We start from the raw sequence: 22,822 nt of genomic DNA on the forward strand, positions 1-22,822 counted from the left end.
GAATGCCAGTATGGCGCGAATATATGCTTGTTCGTCTCAATAGGGTGTCGTGAGGGGTTTGGATGGATTGGTTGAGCCGGCTGTTCGAGATGATGCCAGTCCACGGTCGTTTGGACCTGCGTTGCTCGTATGGGGCGCCTTGGCGGATCGAGCAGGGGCCGGGCAATGTCAATGAGATCCCGTACCATGCCGTTTTGGCAGGCTCGGCGGTGCTGGACGATCCGGAGGGTGGCCGGCCGCTGCACCTCAAGGCTGGCGACATCGTGCTGCTTCCGGGCAATCCGCGGCACATCATGCATGATGGCAGCGGCGCCGCGCCGTTGAAGGTGCGCAACCGCGCGTCGCTCAATTTCATGATCAGCGAGAATCCGGGCTCCGACCAGCGACTTGATCTGTTGTGCGGACACTTCTCGATCGCGCCGCCGCACGACAGGTTGCTGCGAAATTATCTGCCGCCGGTGCTGGTCGTCAGCGCCGGCGCGACGAATGGAGAGCAAGAGACAGCGGGGCAACTCGCGGGCCTCGTTGCCTTGATGCGCGGCGAAACGGCAAGTGATCGATTAGGAGGCCGCGCGATGTTGAATGCGCTGTCGACTGCGATGTTCGCGCTCGTGTTGCGTCTTGCCAGCGAGACCGGGGATACGCCACGTGGGCTGCTTGCGCTTGCGGGTCATCCCCGCCTAGCGCCAGTGGTCGCGGCAATGTTTAACGAGCCGGCGCGCGCATGGACGCTGCCCGACTTCGCACAGCTCGCCAGCATGTCGCGTGCCACACTCGCGCGTCAGTTTCAGGAGAAGCTTGGTCGTTCGCCAAGCGATCTGTTGACCGACATTCGCATGACGCTGGCAGCGAACGAATTGAGGAAATCGTCAATCTCAACGGGAGCGGTGGCGGAAGCAGCCGGATATCTGTCCGAGGCAGCATTCCAGCGGGCTTTCAAGAGCCACATGGGGATCACGCCTGCGCAATGGCGGAAGGCAGCGCAAATATCGGCGACGGCTGACGAACTGGAGCTGACGAAGAGCGCAGAGGTGATGTCGGATATTGGAAGCACCTCAGCAGGTGCTTGAGATGGTTGGCCACCTCAACATCCCCGGCAGATGATCAGCTTGCGGTCCAGTATCTGATCGCGCTGTTGCTGCTCACGTTCCAACGCTGACAAAGTGCCTGAATGAGGTGCGTCGTCGCGCCTCGGCTGGTGATGGCCAACCGGCGCGAGCCACGGCCGATGCGATGTCAATTCGACCGAAGCCAGTTGCTCGGCTGCGCGTCCCTGCAGCCCGTGAAGGGTTTCGAGAGAGGTGCTCCGATCGGATGCGTATGTGGGGGACAGCAAGGCAAGGAGAAGAATTCCTGCAAGGACAGGGTGGCTCGAACGTGTTTGGATCGACATCTGGGTCATGGCGGAACTCCCTTGGTGGAGGCTCGTGATGAGCGGCTCCGTAGGAGCTACGATAGTCATGCATGCCAAAGACCGAATGCCGGGCGATCTCTAAGATGTGCTCGTTCGTCTCATAGCCATTGGTGGAGCTGCTCCGCCCGGTGTTGACACGGCCTTATTGCGGCAGTGATTGAATGTGAGGCCAGCGTAGCAGGTAGATTGGGTACTCGCAGATGACCGATTCGTTCGGACGAAAACCGGCCAGCTCAGAGGGCCGGTCCGGTCGACACGGCCAGTCTTCCAGGCCAGATGCTGTTCGTGCTGCGGGCGGAGGCTCGTTGGGGTGGGCCGGAGCGGTCGCCTACATGGAATGGCGATGTCCAGCGGCGCACGCCTCAAGCCGCGCGGTAGCCCCGTTCCTGGAGCACCCAGCCGTTGCCGTCCGGGTCCAAAAAATCAGCGAAACTGGCGTAGTCCCCGCGCGCGGGATCCAGGCCCGGCGCGAAGCCACCGTCCCATGCGCCGGTCGGCGTCTTGTGCCTGATATCGCTGACCTGGACGCCGCGCCCCAGCAGGTGGCGGTGCGCGGTCTCCAGATCCGTGACGACGAGACAAGTGCCACGGAGCGAGCCGACGGGCGCGTCGGTGATCCCCTTACCAATCTGGATCGAGCAGCTCGAGCCAGGAGGCGTGAGCTGCACGACGCGGAATGCGTCGTTGGGGCGGTAATCGACGTCGAGGACAAAGCCGACCTGATCGACATAGAATCTCAGTGCCCGATCGACATCTCTCACGGGAACGGTGATCACTTCGACCGAGAACTTCATAAGGACCTCATCGATTGCATCGCCTGCGACCTACAAATCGATGACGACGTCTCGTATAGGCTGTGAGCAGCAAATCAGGAGATTGCCGTCGGCCGGCATGTCGAGCGGAAGTGGATTATAGGCCACTGCGCCTGAAATCAGGCCGCTTTCGCAGTTGTGGCAAACGCCAGTCCGACATGACCAGCGGACCGGAACGTCACACGCTTCGGCCAGCTCCAGAAGGCTCCCGTAAGAGGACGGCTTCCAATGGACGGCGATGCCGCTTCGCGCGAAGGATATTAATGGACCACCGCCGGGGGCATCACTGGGCAGATGAGGAGCTCGGGGAACTGCGTTGACGATCCCAGGCATCAATGGCTCGCCGCCATTGAAGACTTCGACATGAATCCGATCGGGTCCTATGCCGAACGTTGCAAGCGCCTGCTTCATGTCTGCCATGAAACGGGCCGGCCCACAAAGGTAGACATCCGCTTCGTGCGGGATTCCGACTTCCTTGAATGTCGATTGCGACAATCGGCCTGGAGCATCGAAATCTTCGCCGAGCCTGTCGCGCGGAGCCGGTCTGCTGTAGCAGATGAAGCTGCGGCCCCGGGCGAGGCCAAGCACGAGCCGGCGGACTTCGCCGGCGAATGGATGATGCTGCCCGTCGCGCGCGGCATGCAGCCAGAATACCTGCCGGGCGGAGTGGGTCGCTGCAAGCGCGTGTAACATTGCGAGAACGGGCGTTGCCCCGATGCCCGCGCTGAGGAGTACGACTGGCCGCTCTCGGGATTGCAGGATGAAGCCTCCGCGGGGGAAGCTGACTTCGAGAACATCGCCGGTCTGGAGAGCCCTCTTCAGGTAGTCTACAGCGGCTCCATTCGGCTCGATCTTCACACTGATCCGATAGCTCTCGGTCGATTGAGGACCGGAGAGCGAATAGCTGCGAACGAGCGGCGGGCCATCGGAGCGCGGAAGGCGCACGACCACGTATTGGCCTGGGAGCGGAAGAGGCAACGGCTCGCGATGCGGATGCTGAAGGGAAAGAGAGAGGACGTCCACGGTCTCCCGATCGATCGCGGCAACCAAGAGCGAGAGAAATCCAGGCGCGGTCGAACTAGCAGCGGTCGCTGGAGCAAGACCTGCATTGCCGCTCCCTCCCGCACCTGCCATTTGGCTCTGAAGCAATGCTTCAAACGACGAGCGCCATCCCGGCGAAAGTGCCTCGATCCTCAATGCCCGCTCCAGCCGATCACGCGGGTGATCTGGAGAGTAGAGCAGCGCGCTGATTTCGGCGACGGTCATCCGTTCGGACGCTTCACCAACCTGTACGATTTGATCGCCGACCCCAACTTCGCCTTCACTCAGGACACGGAAATAGAATCCCGGCCGTCCACTGGATGTCAGAAGGGCAGGCATCTTCGGCTCGTTGGTCCGGATGCCGACGCGGTAGCAGGTGACGCGCGGTTGAGTGACCTCGAAGACGGCGCTGCCAATTCGATAGCGATCGCCTATGCAAACGCTATCGTCGGGTAGCCCTGCGATGGTGAAATTTTCGCCGAATTGTCCATGTACGAAGTCGGTGCGGCCCAGTTGCATCTGCCAGTAGCGGTATGACTCGATTTGGTAGACGAAGATTGCCCGCTGCTCACCGCCGTGCCCGCTAAGATCGCCTTGCCCATCTCCCTCTAGATTGAGCCGGCCAACCCGACAGCGACCGCGCACAGGGGTTTTCCAAATGCCCGTGCGTACCGTGCGGCCCTTCCACGCGATTTCGCGCGGAAGCCCAACGTTTACTGACACAAGATGCGCCATATGCAGCTCTCTGTTGGCGAGCAGTTCTTCTTGCCGCTTATGAGCCGTGGACTGGCTTTCAGGCGCTAGGTTCGCGGACTATCTCGGCAACGTCGAGATTCCGGTCGGGCCCATGTGGAACGACCGACTGGCCCGGCTCGAGACGTATCTGGTTGCCATCGAGAAGAACCGTCACGATATCTGGTTCGAACGATACAAAATTCGAGATGCGACCGACTTCGGAATACGCCTCGGGGTAGGACCATGCCGCCTGGCGCGCGTCGCCGATGGAATAATAGCTGCAGAGACCCTTGTATGGACAGAAAGTCTGGAGTTTCACTGGGGTGAGGGCGGACTCATCTACATCGGAACGTGAAACGTACCAGCGGGGCGCAAAGCCGGATTCGTAAAGCACCAGCGGTCGCTTTGTATCGGCAATGACCCGGCCCTCATGACTGACCACGAGATTGCGAGAGGTTTGGCGGATGTCGATGCGGTGATAGGGATCGGCGGCATGACCGACGATGCGTTCATCTTCCTCATAGAACGCATCCATTGCACGCCAGGCGAAAGCGATATGACCCTGCAAATCGCTCGCATAGGCAGGCAGATTGGTGTGCTGCCATGCTCCCCGCGCCGCGATGCGCTGCTCGTCTGCTTGAACGCTGTACCAGGAGGTGGGGCCGAGGTCGGCGTGTTGAGTGATATGCTCGGTTCGCTGCATGACCTGTTGCGACACATCGGCCTCAGGAAAATACGCTACGGGGTAGCGACCTGGTTCGAAGAGCAGGAGGCACCGCTCGCTATCTGCGATCCAGCTTTCGCCCAAACGCACGCGCATGCGACGGCGCAGCGGCTCAATGTACAAAAGCCGTTTGGGCAGGGGCTCGGGGACGAGAAAGCGTCCAACCGCGCCGGCTGAAAGCGGGCCTTGTTGCCAGGATAGTCCCACATCTGCCTCCTCGTTTTCGTCAAAGGACCGCCTGTTCAGGCCAATCCGGTTTCGTCCGGCTATTTCGGGCGCAAAGGGGCCGGAGTTACAGGCAACGAGATATTTTTTTCGGGGCCTTCAGGCGGTGCTGCTCGGCGATTTCGCTGTCTTGGCCCGAGAGGTGTGACGGTAACTAAGGTTCCACTCGCGGCAGAGTTACGACTAGTGTCGCCCCCAAGTCGGCGTTCGGCCTCACCTGGATAGCCCCGCCATGAGCAACCACCACGCGCCGACATAGCGCGAGGCCGAGGCCCAGGCCGCCCTCTTTTGTAGTGTAGAGGGGATTGAAAATGTCCGTTGTCCCGTCGGGAAGGCCAACGCCATTGTCCTCGATTTCGAGCACGACGGAGTTCGACGAGGTAAACGTTCGAATGTTCAGCGCTCTATGGCGATCCGTAACGTGAAGCAGGCTGTCGATCGCGTTCTGAATGATATTCAACATCACCTGAAGGAGCAGATCCCTGTTCGCCTTTGTCACCGGGCGATCAGGATCAAGACTGATGTTCGTTACGATCTCTGCGAGGGCAATCTGGGGGTCAGATAAGGCAAGCGCTTCGTCGACTATGGCATTCAGAGACTGCTCCGTAAGGTCGGTCAAAATGTTGGCCGATAATTGCTGCAACTCCGCGATGGTCCGCCCGCATCGGCCGACCGTGACACGGATGCGCTGGATGGACTTGACAGCACAAGCGATGTTCGGCGTTTCGCGGTCGAGCCAGCGCAAAGCGGCGTCGGCGCTGGAAATGACGGCTCCGAGAGGCTGAGTGACCTCATGAATGATTGTTCCGGCGAGTTCCCCGAGGTGCGCCAGCCGCATTTGACGATCGTGTTCGAGGCCGGTTCCATCAAAGGAATGATTGGCCGCCGTCCTTGGTTCGAAGAAATCCATCCCGACGCTCCGCAACCGTGGCTTCGAGTGGCCGTTCAGCACCCACCGCTTCGTTGTCGCGATGCAGCATGCGAGATGCTGGTGACCCATTCGCCTTCTGGAGATATCGTACGGCAGGCGACGTCGTGGTTCTTGAAAAGACCTGACGTTCGTTTTGGATGAATCTGATCGGCGCGATGACCGGCTTCATTCCAATGACCGTCAAGACGTCTCTCAACGGCGGACGGATCTTCATCAGCAAGCGGAGCAGAGCGTGAGAAGTCGAAGGAGGATGGTGGAAGAGAAGCCGTCGGACTTCTTGTCCGACCCCAAGGACGGCATCTGCCTGGTTCGAGAGGTCGCTGGCGCGAAGTTTGCTAAAGCCGGCCTTAACGCCGTTCACACGCTCAGGCGTCGACAGGGATCGGAGATGACTTCAATGCATCTCCGCGAGAATATGTACATGGTGACCGTATATCTTACGGATCATCCCGAGGCGCAAGACGTCTGGAAAGACGGCCATCATGCGATGCGACCGGCAATGCGAGCAGGAGCAATCTCTCTTTTCGATATGCGCTATCATTGGGAAGGGGACAATATGGCGCCGTTCGAGGCATTGAACTTTTTCATCCCTGATCTTGCCTTTGACGAGACCGCACGCGAGCTTGGTTCGACTTTCTCGGGTTTCAACTACGACGTGGAGCGAGAATACAGGGATGATGTCGCGACGTCGCTTGCCCGCGCCGTGCTGCCCGCATTGGATCGCCCGGCCGAAATTCCCATGTTGTTCGTCGACCACGTGTTCTCGGCGCTGCGTTCGCGCCTGCTGGTCGCGTATTGCGGCCTGAACCCGACTGGCAACGCAGCCGGTTCAAAGCTGTCCGACCACGAGGTGGCCCGGATCAAGGAGTTGCTTCTCGACGATGTCGGTGCGGATCGCTCGGTAGCTGAACTGGCGCAGGCGTGTGGACTGTCCGCCGGGCAATTTTCGCGTGCTTTCAAGAGGACGCTGGGAACGTCGCCACACCAGTGGCTCGTTGAGCAACGGATAGACCGTGCTAGGTATCTGCTACACGGGAAAAAATCGATCAGCGAAATCGCGTTGGAGTGCGGCTTTGCGGATCAGAGCCACCTCAGTCGCGTATTCTTGCGAAAGGTCGGGCTAACACCCGGCGAGTGGAGGCGTGCCAAGCATTCAGATGCTTAGGGCGGCCTATTGGAGCCGACCATTTCCAGATTGGAGCGAGTGAAGCGAAAGCACACGGGCGTGCGGCAAGTGTGTCGTGGCAGGTTTCCATCCGACGACATTTTTTCGAGAGCTTAGATCACGCTCAGCCCGTCATCGACAGGGACTGTGAACTGAAAGACGGCTCCTCGGGCTTCACTGGTGTCCGCCCACAGCCGGCCGCCATGTGAAAGAATAATCGATCGGCATATCGAAAGCCCAACGCCAAGACCAGTCGGCTTGGTCGTGTAGAAGGGTTCGAAGAGGCGGGCCAGGCTCTCGGGTGACAATCCCGGCCCTGAATCCGCAATTGATACCAGTACGCTTTCGTCGTCCGCTCTCGCGGTTCGGATCAGCAGATCTCGCCTGGCCTCCGTTGTCTCACTCATTGCCTCGATCCCATTCAGGATCAGATTAAGGGTCACCTGCTGCAGTTCGACGCGATCTCCGATGACGTTGGGCAGGCGGTCGGCGAACTCGGTCTGAATCGAGACCCGGTTTCTCGCGGCTTCGACTTGTGTGAGCTCGATGACCTGACCGATGACGTCATTGATCGCCAGGGCATCCCGCCTGGGAGGCGCTTTTTTCACGATATCTCGAATTCGCCCAATGACCTCGCTTGACCTGACGCTGTTCTCGACAACGCGCGTCAGCGCCCTCCGCGCTTGTTGCAGTGCGGGGGGCTGGTGATTCAGCCAGGTCAATGCAGCTTGGGCGCTGGAGATAACGGCTGTGTTCGGCTGGTTAACCTCATGGGCAATCGATGCAGTCAGCTGCCCCATCACCGCAACACGGTTGGCGTGAGCCAGCTCCATCTGCGCTTCCCGGTATCGGTGCTCCCGCTCCTGCAACTCCCGGTACAGCCGGGCGTTGTCGAGCGACGTCGCGGCCTCGGACGCAAGAAATCTGAGGATCGCGATCCGGCCGGGAGTGAAGACCCGCGAGGCAAGATTATTCTCGAGATACAGAAAAGCCACCGCCTTACCTTGCTTGACGAGTGGGACACACAGGACTGACCGGGTACCTTTCTGCCGGATGTATTGATCGCCGCCGAACGCGCTGCTCGTCGACGCATCGTCGAGCACGACACTTTCCTGCGTACGAGCCGTGTAAAGTACGATCGATAGCGGCAATACCTCGCCAGAGAGGGGCAAATCTGCCAAGTCAAAGGCGATAGAGCCGTGGCCGATTGCTGCCTGCGCCCGAACTCTCAGTTCCGTGCCCTGCGGCAGAACCAGCACGGCGCGTTCTGCGGCGGCGTGTTCGATCGCCGAATGCAATAGGGTTTCGGTGAGCTTATCCAGCGCGATCTCGCCCGAGACGGCTTCGGACACCTTGAGAACCGTCGCCAGGTCCAGCTGCTCGACATGCGTGCCGATAGTACTGGCGGCGTGGACGACATGTCCCTTTTCTCGGATGCTCGGATAGCGCTCCTCGAGCTGGTAGACCTTTGCGCTCGCGCCCCAGCGTGCATAGCAATCTCGTGCATTCGTGACGTACGACAGTACGACCGTACGAATGTCACGCATCTCGTAGAACGCAGCCGCGCGCTCCGCCGAAATAGCCTCGATCTGCAGGAACCCACCTTCTTGCGACAATTGTATCGCTGCCTCGTACAGCCTTTCGGCCTCGATTTTGCGGCCTTCGATCCGCGCCAACTCCGCGGCAATCAGCGTGCAACGGGCGGCGAAATTGGCCGGGCAGCGGTCGGACCATGCAACCAGCTTGCGGTAGTGTTCGCGAAGGCAAATGACGTGTTGCTCGCGATCCTGTTCCGGCGCCTCGTCATAGGCGGCGGCGTGGGCAAGCCCTGTATAGAACCGGTACTCGGCAAACTCACAATAGGCTCTGGCGCACCACGCGTACTCGTCTGCGCATCGGGCGAAAGCGATAGCGTCATGGCTACGTCCGGCAAGAACCGCGAGTTGGACCCGCACGACATAGTCGAAGAACGAACTCAACGGCTCCGTTGTGGCCGGGGCCTCAATTGAACTCGGCTTGTTCGAATCGAAAGCCGCATCACGCCCCATCAGGCTGAGCGCGAGCGCCCGTTGCGTCGCCAGGCATTCGGAATTCAACCGGATACCCAAGGCTTCCGCAAATCCCAGCGCCTGCTCGGCATGCAACAGAACGCCTGGAAGTGCTTCGCCGCTGAATAGATCCAGCGCCAGAAGCCCCCGATGCGAATACGCCGCGAAGGCGAGATCTCCGGTGGTCAGGCAGATCTCGAGGGCGCGTTGAACGAATGACCTTCCGGATCGGACGGGACGGATCCATGGAGTCACATGGAGGCCAAATACCAGGAGAGCACGGCCGCTCAGCCCTGTCTCCGAGCGTGTCTCAGCCAGAGATGCGCCGAACTGCGAGAGGCGAAAGGCAAGTTCCGCGTCGGTCGAATCGCTCGCGAGCACACCGAATATGGCGGTCAGCGGATAGCACGATTCAGGGCTGATCCCGTGCTCGAGGGTCAGCCGGGTGGCCTCCATGAGCATGATGTCAGATAGGTTGCGATCGGTGAGAAACGCAGGTGTGACGAGGTCGGCCAAGACACGCATGATCGCGCGATGATCCGGATCGACCATCGGCGCGAGTGTGCGAAGCTGTTCGTCAGACGATGTTTCGGCCAAAGCTCGCAATCGTCGACGATCTTCGTCAACTTGGCTGCGAGTCGGATGAGGGTGCCAGTCAATTCCGACCTTCCGGAGAAATGCCAGGCAGACGTCGACCGCCGGCTCCAGTTGCCCCGCAGCGGTGTACAGCTGCGCACGAAGGCTGGTGACCTCCGCACTCCGCACAACATCGGACCAGCTCTGCGACAAGGCCCGTAACTCTGCTTCTGCGGTGGTTAGATCGCCAAGGAGAAACTTGCATTCAGCGTGGAGCAGGCCGATCGAAAAGGCGATCTGGCTATGCTGCGCAGACCGTTTTTCCTCGAGCAATCTGCGGGCCATCTCAAGGTAAACTACGGCGGCATGGTAAGCTGTCGCACCGCGCGCGCGCTGACCTGCGGCGAGATTGATGGCAATGATCGTGTTTCTCTCGTCGCCGGTCTTCGCAGCGGCGACGCCGCGGTTGAGTTGGCTGGCTACGCTATAGATCCGTTCGCTCGGCTCGGCCTGTGTCAGCTGTGTGGCAAGAGCCATGCCGATCCGGAGATGCAAGGCGGCTCGCTTGTCTAGGTCCGGTTCAAGCGCATAGGCCGCCTCGTGGACGCGATCGTGCACAAATGCATATGAATTGTTGAGGCGTCGGACCAGTTCGAGACGTGTCGCCTCATTCAAGTCCGAGTGGAGAGCCTGCTCCGACGTGCCGTGCACAAGGCAGAGAGTTTCGATCTCGGCGGCATTGCCCAGGCACGCCAGCTCCAACAACGCGGCACGAGCGTCGTCGCGCAAGCCGCTCAACTTTCCGACGACTAGATCGGCAACGTTGTCGGAGTAGCTCTTCTCCTTGATGCCGGCAAGATCCCAGCGCCACTCTCCCTCAGCGTGATCGAATAGAAGCAGGTTCTCTTCCGCTAGTGTTCGTAGAAATTGGGTAAAGAAGAGCGGGCTGCCGCGAGTCTTCGCGTAGACAATTTCCGTGATTGGCAAAGCGAATGGCAGATCGCGGCGAAGCGCATCGGCCACGAATTGCCCGACAGATTCCCGGGTGAGGGGAAGCAAATTGATGCCCTGAACGTTCTTGCCGGATTGGCGGATCTCGGCGAGTCGTGCGGCCAGCCGATGTCCCATCTCGACGTCGCCGTCACGATACGCGGCGATCAAGAGTAGATTTTGCAGATCGGACCGGGCCAGCAGATATTTGATCAGGTCGAGCGTGGCCATGTCCGACCACTGCAGGTCATCCAGGAAGAGAACGAGCGGATGGGCCGGTTTGCAGAACACACCGATAAAGCGGGCAAAGAGAAGTTGAAAACGCCGTTGCGCATCTCGCGGTGATGCATCGGGGACAGATGGTTGATCTCCAATGAGAAGGCGCAGCTCCGGCACGAGATCGCCCATGAGTTGAGCAAGCGGGCCAAGCGCTTCGCGCAATGCGTTGCGCCAGGGTGCAAGGTCGGCTTCTTCCTTGGCAAGAAGGTTCCTGATAAGCCCGCTGAATGCCTGTGCGAGCGATGCGTAGGGTACGTCGCGCTTGTGCTGATCGAACTTGCCGGACCCGAACAGCCCTCGAGACTGCGCTATCGCTTTCTGCATCTCGTCGACAAGCGCGGACTTGCCCACTCCGGAGGAGCCCGACACCAGGACCAATTCTGGCACGCCACTTTGGGCGACGCGATCGAACGAGGCGAGCAAGGCCTCGATCTCGTGCTCCCTGCCATAAAGTCTTTCCGGAATCAGAAGATGGTCCGACCGATCCGATTGCGCGAGAGGGAACTGCTCGATCCGTCCGTGCGTGGCCCACTCCGCAAGGCAGTGATTGAAGTCGTTCCGGAGGCCGGCGGCGGTCTGGTAGCGGTCCTCGGCCGTCTTGGCGAGAAGCTTCATGATGATCGCCGATACGGCTGCCGGTACGCGATTCGTCAGCTCGTGGGGCGGAACTGCCAGTCTTGCGACATGGCAATGCGCCCATTCCAATGGAGTGGCGGCGTTGAACGGCAATACACCCGTGAGCATCCGGTAGAATGTCACGCCAAGTGCGTACAGGTCGCTGCGGGAATCGATGGACCGGTTCATGCGACCGGTCTGTTCGGGCGCCATATAGGCCAACGTTCCTGCGATGGTCTCTGCTGCTTCAAACTGCTGTCGCTCTCGCAGCACGCGAGATGCGAGGCCGAATCCGGTAATTCGGACCTCATTCTCCCCAATCACCAGAATGTTTGCCGGCTTCAGATCCTTGTGAACCAGGTTGCGTCGATGGAGATATTCGACGCTCGTCGTGATGGCGACAGCCAACCGTAGAAAGTGATCCAGCTTCATCGGCGCGATGAGCAATTGCTCCAGAGCTTCGCCGCCAGGATCTTCTAACGTCAATAGAGTTCGGCCGCCGCTGCGGATCAATTCCAGGGGCCACACGGCCCAGCTACGGTCGAGCTCACTGCGCAAAGCGAGTTCGTGGGCGAAGCGTTCAAGGACCTCGGCCGGAGGATGCTCCAGAGTGGCTCTTACGACGAGGATACTGCTGACTTTGCCTTCATCGTCTCGGGACCACTGGCGACAAAGGACACGCGCTCCGTCATCGCACAAGATCTCGAGATCCGCGTCTCCATTCGTAGTTGAACAATCGTGCATCCGGCGAACTCTGAAATCGGCCACTTCGGGGAAGGTTGCCTTGTTTTCCAAAGTGCCGTTCATCTGCCGGCTTTCCATAATCGTATGGAGCTAACTGGCTCCTCAGGTTCCCGAGCCGCCAGCCGACCAGTTCACCGGGATGGCTGCGGGGTGCCGGAAGCGCATCCTCGACCTTGTTTACTCGACGACCTTGCTATGCCTGTTACCGGCACATTGCAATCTATCTGGGGCGCCGATAACTGCCGCGTGAACGAGCCTTCGCCGTGTCAGACGGTCTTTCATGTCGCGCTGTAACCAAGCCGTGCCCTGCCGCGAATGACGTCAGGCACCGTGTACTGATCCAGCCAGAATTTGCGCAGATCAGGTGAACCGGTTGAAGCGAAGATGGAGCTTGCACCATGTCTGACCTTCCTTTGATCGTCTTCGATGTCAACGAAACGCTACTGGATATCCGGACGGTGGAGCCGGTCTTCAAGCGAGTATTCCAAGATAAAGTCGATGTGCGGCATTGGTTTGCGAACCTCGTGCTGTATTCGCTCGCCCTGACGGCAGCGCGCTCGTATGTGCCGTTTACGGATATCGGCGCCGCCGCATTCAAAATGCTTGCGGATACTCAGGGCGTCAGGCTCGAGCGGGCGGATAGCGATGAACTTCGGCAAAAATTCTCTACGATGCCGCCCTATCCGGAGGTGCCGGGAGCACTGGAGAGCCTGCGCAATGCCGGCTTTCGGCTCTTCACACTGACGAACAACCTGGCCGAGGTTCAAGCTCACCAGCTCGAACGCGGGGGAATCGCGGGGTTTTTTGAAGGGCTGTTCAGTGTGGACAGCGTGAAGCTCTTCAAGCCGTGGCCGCAAACCTACGACCATGTCGCGCGTGAACTGGCGGTCCAGCCGTCGCAGCTCTGCATGGTCGCCTGCCACGCCTGGGACACGCTAGGCGCAGTAGCGGCAGGCTGGAGCGCCGCTTTTGTCAGACGGGCCGACAACGAACTCATGGGAGTTGGTCCTCAGCCGCAAATTATTGGCAGTGATCTCACCGATGTCGCCCAGCAACTCATCGCTCGTTACGCGGCGCGACGCTGACCTTGTCAGGCGTCGGTCCACGAGGACAGGGCAATGAACGCGCTGTTGCATTGAAAGCATCGGCGCACAACTCGCTCGTGCGGGCCTTGATGCGATGCCCGTCTGGTTCCCCGCGCCGGCAAAACCCATACCAAAGTATGGGTCTGTGCATCCCAATCGTGAGATTGTGGAGGAAATCAACTGACCGCATGCTCCAGGCTCAGCTGCGCAACAAGCCTCCGCGGAGCTGCTGGAAAGCTCTTATACGGGGCATCGAACATGCGCCTCTCGCGAATCATTGTCGAACGCCGCGATATCGATAGCCTGGTCGACGGGGAGGCGGCTTGTGCGCCGATCGACCTCGTCACGATCGCATCTCGATGATGATCGCGTCTTGCGAGGGTAAGTCAGGTGAAGGTCCCTTTTGTCGGAGTCGTCGATGACGACGAGGCTCTGTGCCTGTCCTTGGTGGATTTGATGCGATCTGTCGGATTCCGCTCTGAACCGTTTGACAGAGCTGAAGCCCTGCTGAGCTACACGGCTCTTTCGAGCTTTGATTGCATCATAGCGGACGTTCATATGCCGGGTATGGGTGGGCTCAACCTGGTTCGGGAGCTCCAGCGACGGAAGATAGGATCGCCGGTGATCCTCATCACCGGTCTCCCGGACAAGCAGCTGGACGAGGAAGCAAGATCGATCGGCGCATTTTGCCTTATCAGAAAGCCGTTTGAAACGAGCGTCCTGCTCGAGTGTCTCGACAAGAGCTTTCGACGATGAACGCGTTCTCGCATTACGATGCTGTAGCAGGCATGTCCGCGCAGTCGCTTGGCAGGCGGCCCCCGAGCAACGTCGCCCGCGCAAGACTGGATCGGTCCAACGCGGCATCCGGAGATAGATGGAGAGATCGCTCGCGCCGATGGTCCGAGCTGATGCTCGCGGGACGCTCGGGAGATGAAGCAGCATATGAACAATTGCTACGCGAGTTGAATCAGTGGTTGCGTGCCTACTACGCTCGGCGGCTCCCATTCTGCGCTGCAGAAGACGCAAGGCAAGAAGCGCTTCTGGCTATTCACGCCAAGCGCCACACATTCGAGCCGTCGAAGCCGTTCGGCGCCTGGGTAGCGGCCATTGCCCGCTACAAGTGGGTCGATCTGGTCCGTGATGCGTCGCGCTACAAGGCCCTCGCGCCAGAGGAAGAGACTGCAACTGAAGGCCACGAGAGCGCAGCAATCAGCGTCGTCGCGATCGATCAGTTGCTCGGCCGACTGAAGCCCGCGCAAGAGAACGTGATCCGCCTCGTCAAGCTGAATGGCTTCAGCATCGCCCGAGCGTCCGGTGCGACCGGGCAGTCAGTCGAGCTCGTCAAGATCAATATCCATCGCGGGATGAAGAAACTGGCGGCAATGGTCTCTTGAGATATTTCGGGGCTTTCGGACCAAGACAAAGGTGTGAAGAAATTGAGGTCGTTCCCACTCCAGAATGAATTGCCATCCGAGATGGCTGACGCGACGATCGCATTCCGCAACGACGTCTTTGAAGGGCTGTCTCGAAGCCCAAAGGCAATTCCAGCGAGGTGGCTTTATGACCACCGCGGGTCGGCTCTGTTTGAAGCGATCACCCTGTTGCCCGAATACTATCCAACCCGGACCGAGCGATCGATTCTTGCTTCCGCGCTCCCGGCGATATCTGCCATCGCAGGGCCGGGCCGCGCCCTTGTTGAGTTCGGTTCAGGCTCATCGGCCAAAACGAGGCTGTTGCTGGCAGACATCGAGCCATCGGCTTATGTTCCGATCGATATCTCCGGAGAGTTTCTTCGGGACACGACAGCAGGCCTGTCGCGTGCGTTTCCAACAGTTCCGATCTACCCAACCGAGGCGGACTTCACGCGCCCTTTCGCGCTGCCGAAGCAGATTGCCAGGAGTCCCCGCCTTGGCTTCTTTCCCGGTTCGACGATCGGTAATCTGACAGTGCATGCAGCGGTCGATCTGCTGCGGGCTTTGGCCGGGACGTTAGGCGCCGGATCCATGCTGCTCATAGGCATCGATCGTATCAAGGGTCGAGAGGTTCTGCTGCCGGCGTATGACGACCCGCAGGGACTCACCGCGGCGTTCAATCTTAACCTCCTGCATCGGATCAACCGCGAGCTGGGTGGGTCGATTCCCCTGGGCGCATTTCGTCATGTGGCACGATGGAACGATACAGAATTTCGCATCGAAATGCATCTGGAGGCGATCCGAGACGTCCGGTTCGATGTCGGCGGTCGCGCCTTCTTCTTGGCGGAAGGTGAGACCATCCACACCGAGAACAGCCTCAAATACGGGCGAGGCGAGGCCTTCATCCTCTTGCGAGCTGGGGGATGGAAGCCGGTGGCGGACTGGACGGACGACGCAGGACTCTTCTCTGTCGTCCTCGCGGAGCAAGAGCCGCCGCAAGCGGCACCATAGGCCGTCCGTCAACGGGAGTGATTCAAACAATGTAACCTCAATTACGGCAATCCACGAACAGCAGGATCGGTCGGTGTACTGCATAATGAGAGAGCATTCACGCGAACCAACCGTACCGAGGTGAGGCCATGCATTTCCGCTCATCCCTTCTTATCAGCTTCGCTGCGATACCTCTCTCCGCCCTCGCGGACCCAGTCTCCACGCCCCCATCGTCCGCTGAACCAGGTATGGCCGAGAGCGTGCATGTGCAGCCGCGCGGGAGTGCCTTCATGCCCAATTCAAAAGCTGTTGACGCGTTGCAGAGACGCATAACCGATTTCAATCAGAAGCAGCAGGACCTCGATGCGGAGCTCGACAAGAAGTTGAAGATATGTCGCGGGTGCTGAATTCCCAACGTCAAGACAGATGGTAGGTCCGAACATGAGGCGCACTGACACATACTCAGCCAAGGCCGAAACTGGATACACGGGTTGTGGGCGGGCGGTTCAAATGAGCAGCGACACGCTCGAGCTCGTTGTCAGGGAGTTGCAGCACCGAATGCGCAATCTCCTCAGCGTCGTTCTGTGCTTCGTCGACACGACTGACGCGGATACTGCTTCCGAACTTCGTCTAGCACTTTCGGCTCGAATCGCAGCCCTGTCGGACGCCTATCGGATGATTGAGGGCGCGCAAGAGCGTCGGGTGTTGCTGGCATGGCTTCTAGAGCGCACGCTCAGGCCGCACGCGATGTCGCACCGCCACTGCATCCTTCTCTCCGGTCCTGACGTGAGATTGGAGCCGCACATTGCCTTGTCCCTGCACGTCATCTTTCATGAATTGGCAACCAATGCCAGCAAGCACGGCGCGTTGTCGTCAGCTGTAGGCGCGGTGGAAATCAGCTGGGATCGGCCGCCCCACCTCGCGGGGCAGGCCCTTGCGATAGAGTGGCGTGAGCGCGGCGGACCAAGTGTTAGAAAGCCGGGCCGCGCAGGCTTTGGGACGAAGCTGATCGAGAGGGCCTTGCCGAACGCCGAGGTCGATCTTGACTTCGCGCGCGACGGTCTCGTCTGTCGGTTGCTGGTCGATCTGGACCACGCAACGGCCGGCCGGCACGAGGTTGGTTGATCGATGTTCGTTGTTCCTTCCCTTCACCAACCAAAGTCTGTGTAACGAGGTTCGAAATGAATCCGGCGGGGTCGCCTGCGGTTTCGTGGATGCTCATGGGCATTTTCTACGCGCGTGCAGAGAAAAGTTGCGCGAGATGCAATGCACCTGTCCTGCGCGCTCAGGACTGCAGGGCGGGCTCCTCCTGCAACCTCAATGGCGCAGGCGTAGCGAAGAGCGGCATGTCGCCGCTATTGATGAGGGCCCTTTCTCTGGAGCGCTCGACCTCGACCGGAATGCGTCGCGTCTCGCCGAACGGCTCCAGCGGTCACTAGGGGCAACTCGCATGAGCCGGGAAAGCGAGACGAGCGAACTTGAGCTGGTCGCGAAGGCATTCCAGGTCATCTCGAGGGAAATCAGCTATCAGGGATTGGCCAAAGCCCTCCTCGCCGAGGCGCTAAGCTACTCCGGTGCAACCCGCGGCGCGATCCTGCTCAGCGGACAAAGGGATATGCTTGCCAAGGCGGATGCGAGCTTCCCTCGCGAGAGGGCAAACTTTCTTGCCTCCTTCCCTCAAAGCGCGCGATTCAGTCTACCTGAAGATCTCGCCGAAGAGGTCCTCGGGAGAAAAGGGACGGTGGTGAGGGTTGCCGGAGCTACGAGCTCGGCGCTCATTGACGCGACGAAGCCATCGTCCGGCAAGATAGCTCAATTATGCGTGCCGCTGGTTCATCAGAATTGGGCAATCGGCGTAATCTATCTCGAGTCCGACGACGATGTAGGCATCTTTACGCCTCAGTGCGTGCGGGTGATCTCGATGCTGGCCAGTCAAGCCGCCATTTCGTTCGAATCGGTTCGGCTGTTCGAGGCACTACGTGAGACCAACATGTGGATGGTCAGAGGTCAGCAGATCGGTGGCATGGGTAGCTATCGCTGGAATACGAGGACTCTCCTCTCCCGAGGTTCGCGCGAGTGCTACCGCATCCTGGATCTTGATCTGGATGTAAATCCGGTGCCGTTCGAAATGTTCATAAGTCGAATCCATCCGGAAGACTATCCTGCGTTGGAGCGGGCGCTTGGCGAGGCCATCAGCACCAAATCGCCATTTGCTCACGAATATCGCGTCATTCATAGGGACGGAAAATCCTTGCATGTCGTCGCTGTTGGGCAATTCGACGAGGGGCCAACGGGAGATTTGGAGCTCGAGGGCATCATCACTGACATCTCACAGCGGAAGGCGGCAGAGCAGGCGCTTGCAGACGCGCGGAATGAGCTTGCGCATGCGTCGGGTCTGACCTCGCTTGGTGAACTCGCTGGCTCCATCATTCACGAGATCGATCAACCTCTGACGGGCATACTCACAAGCGCAGAGGCTTGCGCGCGGTGGCTCGACAGGGATCCCGCTGAGGCTGCGGAAGCGCGAAAATCGATTGCACGCATTATCAGGCAGGCGCGCCGAACCGCAGATGTGGTGACAGGGGTCAGGTCCCTGGTACGAGGCGCCCAGGTTCGTTTTGCAGAATTCGATATCAACGACGCGGTTGCGGAGGTCCTTCTGCTTTCAAAGCGGGAGGTCGAGCGAGCTGGTGTCGTCGTACGTACGGATTTCGACCGGACGGCGCCTCGTCTCGAGGCGGATCGAGTGCAGATCCAGCAGGTCGCTCTTAACCTTGTGCGTAACGCCATAGAGGCGATGACCGAAGTAGGAGAGGGGAACCGCATTTTGACCGTCTCATCGTGGACCGCTGATGATATGATCTCGGTTGCGATCGCGGATACGGGTACGGGTGTCGATCCGGCCGATAGAGATCGGGTCTTTGAGACTCTCTACACGACGAAGGGAGCCGGGCTCGGTCTGGGACTATCGATCTGCCGGAAGATAGTCAGGCTTCACGGAGGAAAGCTATGGGTGGAAGAAAACGGGAGGTGCGGAGCGAGGTTCACGTTCAGTCTCCCGCGCCGCCAAGCAGTTCGGGGGGCGAGAATCCAGTAGACGTGTCTCAATCCGGGATCGTCCATATTGTTGACGATGACCGCGCTGTCCGCGAGTCCCTCGGAGATCTCCTCGAATCATTGAACTACAAGGTCGCGCTATACGCGTCTGCAGCGGACTTCTTGAAGGTCGAGCTATCGGATGCGCCGGCGTGTCTGGTGCTTGACGTCAGATTGCCTGGAACAAGTGGTCTTGAGTTGCAGGAATACCTAACGAAGATCAATGTCGGAATCCCGGTGATCCTGATGACCGCTTTCGGCGACATCCCCATGTCGGTCAGAGGCATGAAGCTGGGCGCGGTCGATTTCCTCACCAAGCCGATACGAGACCAGGATCTTCTGGATGCCGTCACCGCCGCGATTCGAAAGGATATCGATCGACGCGACGACAGTGCACATATTGCGCAATTGCAGGAAAAGTTCTCGCTGCTGACCGCTCGCGAGCGGCAGGTGATGACGCTTGTGACATCCGGATTGATGAACAAGCAGGTGGCCAACGAACTCTCTATCAGTGAAGCTACGGTCAAAATGCACCGCGGAAGCGTCATGCGGAAGTTGGGAGCAAGAACGGCGGCGATGCTCGTTCGAATGGCTGAGGCGCTTCAACTCCAGCGATAGAGCGTTGCGCTAGACAAGCAGCCGATGCTGAAATCGCCGGCGCGACTCACGCCCCGGCACCCATACCTAGGTATGGGCTGAGCCCGCACAACCGTGAGATTGCTGACAGGGCGGTTGAACAGCATGCTCTCCCTGTGAGGTGCTTCCAGTGATTGGCAGCGCACCTGGCCGGAGAAGCGATGCCGCCCTTGCAGCTTGCGGCTTCAACAACTGCGAACAGGCAACCAAGCATCCCCTCGGCACCGAAGTTCGTTGATGAGCGAACGCTGCCATCCGGAGCACAAGGTAGGGCGACGATGATGGGAATGAACCTAGCAAATTCAAGTGAGAGCAAGCAACGGGGCGCAGCCTCAGCTTCGTCGGCGCGATTGGCAGGCGAAGCGCGGGCGGTCAAGTCTTCCACAGTCGCCCTCGATTCAAGAGTTAGCATAACCCCTGCCGATCCGGTGACGCGCCTCGAGATGGGTCGGCGTTGGTGGGTTTCGGAGAGTGTTCACTTGCCTTGCGGCAACAAGGCTGAATTTCGCTTTCAGGGGTCGAGGCATCTTCTCGCACTTTACAACGAAGGCGCCGGGAAAAGAGGGGAGGCATCCGTCGACGGTGTATGTCGCTCGAAGCTTCGCGGTTCCGACCACCTTCTGACATTCGTCCCGGCGGGACGCGCTTACCGGGAATGGCATGAAACGGCTTCCTTTACAGAGGTGACATTTCTCTACTTCGATCCCGCTGCGCTTCGCCTATCGGAAGCCACCAACGCTCAGTTTTTACCGAGGGTGTACTTCGAGGATGCGCTCGTTTGGCAAACGGCCTTCAAGTTGAAGAAGGCTATAGAAAGCTGCGGAACGGAGTGCGCGCCCTATCTGGAAGCCCTCTGCGGCGTGCTCGCCCACGAGCTCTCAATGCCCGATGGCGACTTGGTTCGCGAGCCGACACCCGTCAGTCGTGGAGGTTTGGCAGGTTGGCAGAAGCGCGTCGTCGTCGAGTACGTGGAAGAGCATTTGGGAGAGCAGGTCTGCCTGCTCAAGCTCGCCGAGCTCGCCAGGCTGAGCGTTCACCACTTTTGCCGAGCGTTCAAAAGGTCTTTCGGGATGCCGGCCTATCAATATCAGGTGCTTCGACGCATGGAGTTCGCGAAATTGCGGTTGGCTGATCGGGCGACCTCGATCACCGACATCGCGCTCAGTCTCGGCTATGCGCAGACGAGCTCCTTTAGCTCGGCCTTTCGAAAAGCAACGGGTTGGACGCCTACCAATTATCGCAGGGAGCTCAAATGAAGCGGATCGCCGGGAGGCTTGTAACCAGGGCATTGCGACCCGCGAAATAGTCGGCACGTCCGCGAACGCTGCTTGCGAATGATCATTTAGGCGTTCTGGCAGCCGCACAGGCGTTGAAGGGCGAACAGAAAGGGACTGCGGATGACAGGCATTCGATATCGCAAAGCTGACGTGGATGGACTGAAGATATTCTATCGCGAGGCTGGACCGACCGACGCGCCGGTGCTGTTGTTGCTGCACGGCTTTCCGACAGCTGGCCATATGTTCCGTGACCTGATCCCCGCCCTGTCAAGTCGCTTCCGGGTTGTGGCGCCGGACTTGCCCGGATTTGGCCAGTCCGATATGCCCGGCCACGCAAGCTTCACATACACATTCGCGGCGTTGGCGCAGGTGATCGAGCGGTTCACTGAAGTCGTAGGCCTCGCTCGCTTCTCGCTGTTCGTCTTTGACTATGGCGCGCCGACGGGCTTTCGAATGGCCGTCCGCCACCCCGAACGGATCGTTTCCATTATCTCGCAGAACGGAAACGCTTACGAAGAGGGACTGAGCGACGGATGGGATCCAATCAAGGCCTACTGGATGGATTCATCGAAGGAGAACCGGGAGGCGCTGCGTGTGTTGCTTTCTCCGGAAACGACGGCCTGGCAATACACTCACGGGGTGCCGAATATTTCCCTGGTCTCCCCCGATGGATACACCTTGGACAATCACTATCTCGCGCGTCCCGGAGCCGACGAGATACAGCTCGATCTGTTTGCGGATTACAGAACCAACGTCGCCATGTATCCGGAATTCCAGGCGTACTTCCGCAAACATCAGCCTCCCTTTCTCGCTGTCTGGGGTAAGAACGATCCGTTCTTTCTACCAGCGGGAGCAAACGCATTTCAGCGCGACATCGCAAACGCGGAGGTGCGCTTCTTCGATACGGGCCATTTTGCCCTCGAAACTCATGCAACGGAGATCGCGGTCGTGATCCGCGATTTTCTTGTTCGGCAAACGTCAGGCGCGTGACTGAATGCACCTGCAGCAGCGAGCGACAGGAAAACATGATGCGTGCCATCGTCCTTGAAAAATTCGGCGGCTTGGACAGCCTGGTCTATCGGGATGTTCCGGAACCGGAGCCGTCGCACGGTCACGCCGTCATCCAAGTAAAGGGATTCGGCATTAACCACGCGGAGATGCACATGCGCCGAGGCGAATGGGCCGACGCGGCGCCTATCAGTGGAATTGAATGCGTGGGCCTCGTGAAGTCGTGTCCGGGCGGCGAATTCCCTGTCGGAGCGAGGGTGGCCGCGCTGATGGGCGGCCTCGGCCGGACGATTAATGGAAGTTATGCCGAGTATACGCTGGCTCCGGTCTCGAACGTCGCCCTGTTTGATTCGAAGTTGCCCTGGGCAGAGCTCGCAGCCATACCAGAGACCTTTGCGACGGCATGGACATGTCTCTTCCGCAACCTGGCCCTTCGCAGGGGGGAGCTTCTCGTCATCCGGGGCGCGACATCTTCGTTTGGTCAAGCCGCGCTCAAACTCGCGGTCAATGCCGGCGTGCGAGTCATTGCGACGACCCGCAGTCGGGAGCGCTTTGCCATGCTGGAGAAACTCGGCGCGACCCGTTGCGAAATTGAACGGCGCGATCTCTCACATCATCTTCCCGAAGCGAAGCAGGTAGATGCTGTTCTGGATCTCGTCGGCAACACGGTCGCTCTCGATTCGCTCGGCCTGCTCCGCCGCGGAGGCCGATCATGTCTTGCGGGCTGGTTGGGTGGACTTGATCCGATTGTCGATTTCAACCCGCTATTGCAGATGGCAAGCGGGGTCTATCTGACCTTCTTCGGCAGCTTCGTATTCGGGACACCCGGGTTTCCTCTCTCCGACGTACCTCTGGGAGAAATTGCCGCCGACGCCGCGGCTGGGCGGCTCGATGTCAAGCCAACCCGGATATTCCGGTTCGACGAGATCCACGAGGCGCATCGCGTCATGGAAGCGAACGAGGCGATCGGAAAGATGGTCGTCGTGATCGAGTGACGACCAAAAGTCACATTGGGGGAT

The 22,822-nt window shown here is 59.5% G+C and carries 18 protein-coding genes; 12 read left to right on the top strand and 6 right to left on the bottom strand.

The features are described 5' to 3' along the window. Positions 1-62 precede the first annotated feature (62 nt). Entirely contained in the window at positions 63-1,070 is a 1,008-nt protein-coding gene (locus tag QY049_RS20690; protein WP_301269912.1) for an AraC family transcriptional regulator, read from the top strand. A 14-nt stretch (positions 1,071-1,084) separates the two neighbouring features. Here QY049_RS20690 and QY049_RS20695 read toward each other — a convergent pair whose 3' ends face one another. The 5 genes from QY049_RS20695 to QY049_RS20715 form a co-directional block, all read right to left on the bottom strand. Further along, complete coding sequence (locus tag QY049_RS20695; RefSeq protein ID WP_301269913.1) at positions 1,085-1,402, bottom strand: hypothetical protein; 318 nt, start codon at positions 1,400-1,402, stop codon at positions 1,085-1,087. Between the two features lie 374 nt (positions 1,403-1,776). Beyond that, positions 1,777-2,208, bottom strand: coding sequence for a VOC family protein (locus tag QY049_RS20700; protein WP_301269914.1), 432 nt, complete (start codon positions 2,206-2,208; stop codon positions 1,777-1,779). 30 nt (positions 2,209-2,238) lie between these two features. Beyond that, positions 2,239-4,002, bottom strand: a complete 1,764-nt coding sequence (locus tag QY049_RS20705) for an MOSC and FAD-binding oxidoreductase domain-containing protein (RefSeq protein WP_301269915.1) — start codon at positions 4,000-4,002, stop codon at positions 2,239-2,241. Between the two features lie 58 nt (positions 4,003-4,060). Next, a complete protein-coding gene (locus tag QY049_RS20710) occupies positions 4,061-4,933 on the bottom strand; it encodes a DUF427 domain-containing protein (RefSeq protein WP_301269916.1) in 873 nt (290 codons plus the stop codon). Between the two features lie 172 nt (positions 4,934-5,105). Beyond that, positions 5,106-5,861 carry a sensor histidine kinase gene (locus tag QY049_RS20715; RefSeq protein ID WP_301269917.1) on the bottom strand — a complete coding sequence of 252 codons (756 nt, stop codon included), beginning with the start codon at positions 5,859-5,861 and terminating at the stop codon, positions 5,106-5,108. A gap of 271 nt (positions 5,862-6,132) precedes the next feature. Between QY049_RS20715 and QY049_RS20720 the strand changes: the two genes are divergently transcribed. Beyond that, positions 6,133-7,047 (top strand): helix-turn-helix domain-containing protein, encoded by a 915-nt coding sequence (locus tag QY049_RS20720; protein WP_301269918.1) that lies wholly within the window; start codon positions 6,133-6,135, stop codon positions 7,045-7,047. A 113-nt stretch (positions 7,048-7,160) separates the two neighbouring features. Here the strand turns inward: QY049_RS20720 and QY049_RS20725 are convergent, their stop codons facing one another. Beyond that, positions 7,161-12,362, bottom strand: coding sequence for an AAA family ATPase (locus QY049_RS20725; protein ID WP_301269919.1), 5,202 nt, complete (start codon positions 12,360-12,362; stop codon positions 7,161-7,163). Positions 12,363-12,697: 335 nt separating this feature from the next. Between QY049_RS20725 and QY049_RS20730 the strand changes: the two genes are divergently transcribed. The 10 genes from QY049_RS20730 to QY049_RS20775 all read left to right on the top strand — a co-directional run bounded on the left by QY049_RS20730 (position 12,698) and on the right by QY049_RS20775 (position 22,798). Then, on the top strand, positions 12,698-13,384 hold the full coding sequence (locus tag QY049_RS20730; protein WP_301269920.1) for a haloacid dehalogenase type II: 687 nt from the start codon (positions 12,698-12,700) through the stop codon (positions 13,382-13,384). A gap of 390 nt (positions 13,385-13,774) precedes the next feature. After that, positions 13,775-14,140, top strand: coding sequence for a response regulator transcription factor (locus QY049_RS20735; protein WP_301269921.1), 366 nt, complete (start codon positions 13,775-13,777; stop codon positions 14,138-14,140). Then, positions 14,137-14,778, top strand: a complete 642-nt coding sequence (locus tag QY049_RS20740; RefSeq protein WP_301269922.1) for a sigma-70 family RNA polymerase sigma factor — start codon at positions 14,137-14,139, stop codon at positions 14,776-14,778. The genes QY049_RS20735 and QY049_RS20740 overlap by 4 nt, the downstream gene beginning before the upstream one ends. Positions 14,779-14,859: 81 nt before the next feature. Then, the gene (egtD, locus tag QY049_RS20745; RefSeq protein WP_301269923.1) at positions 14,860-15,807 is read left to right on the top strand and encodes an L-histidine N(alpha)-methyltransferase; all 948 of its coding nucleotides are present in this window, start codon (positions 14,860-14,862) and stop codon (positions 15,805-15,807) included. A gap of 489 nt (positions 15,808-16,296) precedes the next feature. Then, positions 16,297-16,911, top strand: coding sequence for a sensor histidine kinase (locus tag QY049_RS20750; protein ID WP_301269924.1), 615 nt, complete (start codon positions 16,297-16,299; stop codon positions 16,909-16,911). A gap of 325 nt (positions 16,912-17,236) precedes the next feature. Then, positions 17,237-18,883, top strand: coding sequence for an ATP-binding protein (locus QY049_RS20755; protein WP_301269925.1), 1,647 nt, complete (start codon positions 17,237-17,239; stop codon positions 18,881-18,883). Between the two features lie 2 nt (positions 18,884-18,885). Beyond that, complete coding sequence (locus tag QY049_RS20760; RefSeq protein ID WP_301269926.1) at positions 18,886-19,500, top strand: response regulator transcription factor; 615 nt, start codon at positions 18,886-18,888, stop codon at positions 19,498-19,500. A gap of 305 nt (positions 19,501-19,805) precedes the next feature. Continuing rightward, the gene (locus QY049_RS20765; protein ID WP_301269927.1) at positions 19,806-20,774 is read left to right on the top strand and encodes an AraC family transcriptional regulator; all 969 of its coding nucleotides are present in this window, start codon (positions 19,806-19,808) and stop codon (positions 20,772-20,774) included. 141 nt (positions 20,775-20,915) lie between these two features. Further along, positions 20,916-21,785 (top strand): alpha/beta fold hydrolase, encoded by an 870-nt coding sequence (locus QY049_RS20770; protein ID WP_301269928.1) that lies wholly within the window; start codon positions 20,916-20,918, stop codon positions 21,783-21,785. Positions 21,786-21,823: 38 nt separating this feature from the next. Further along, entirely contained in the window at positions 21,824-22,798 is a 975-nt protein-coding gene (locus QY049_RS20775) for a zinc-binding alcohol dehydrogenase family protein (protein WP_301269929.1), read from the top strand. Positions 22,799-22,822 lie beyond the last annotated feature (24 nt).

Source organism: Bradyrhizobium sp. WYCCWR 13022 (assembly GCF_030435535.1).
Taxonomy (GTDB): domain Bacteria; phylum Pseudomonadota; class Alphaproteobacteria; order Rhizobiales; family Xanthobacteraceae; genus Bradyrhizobium.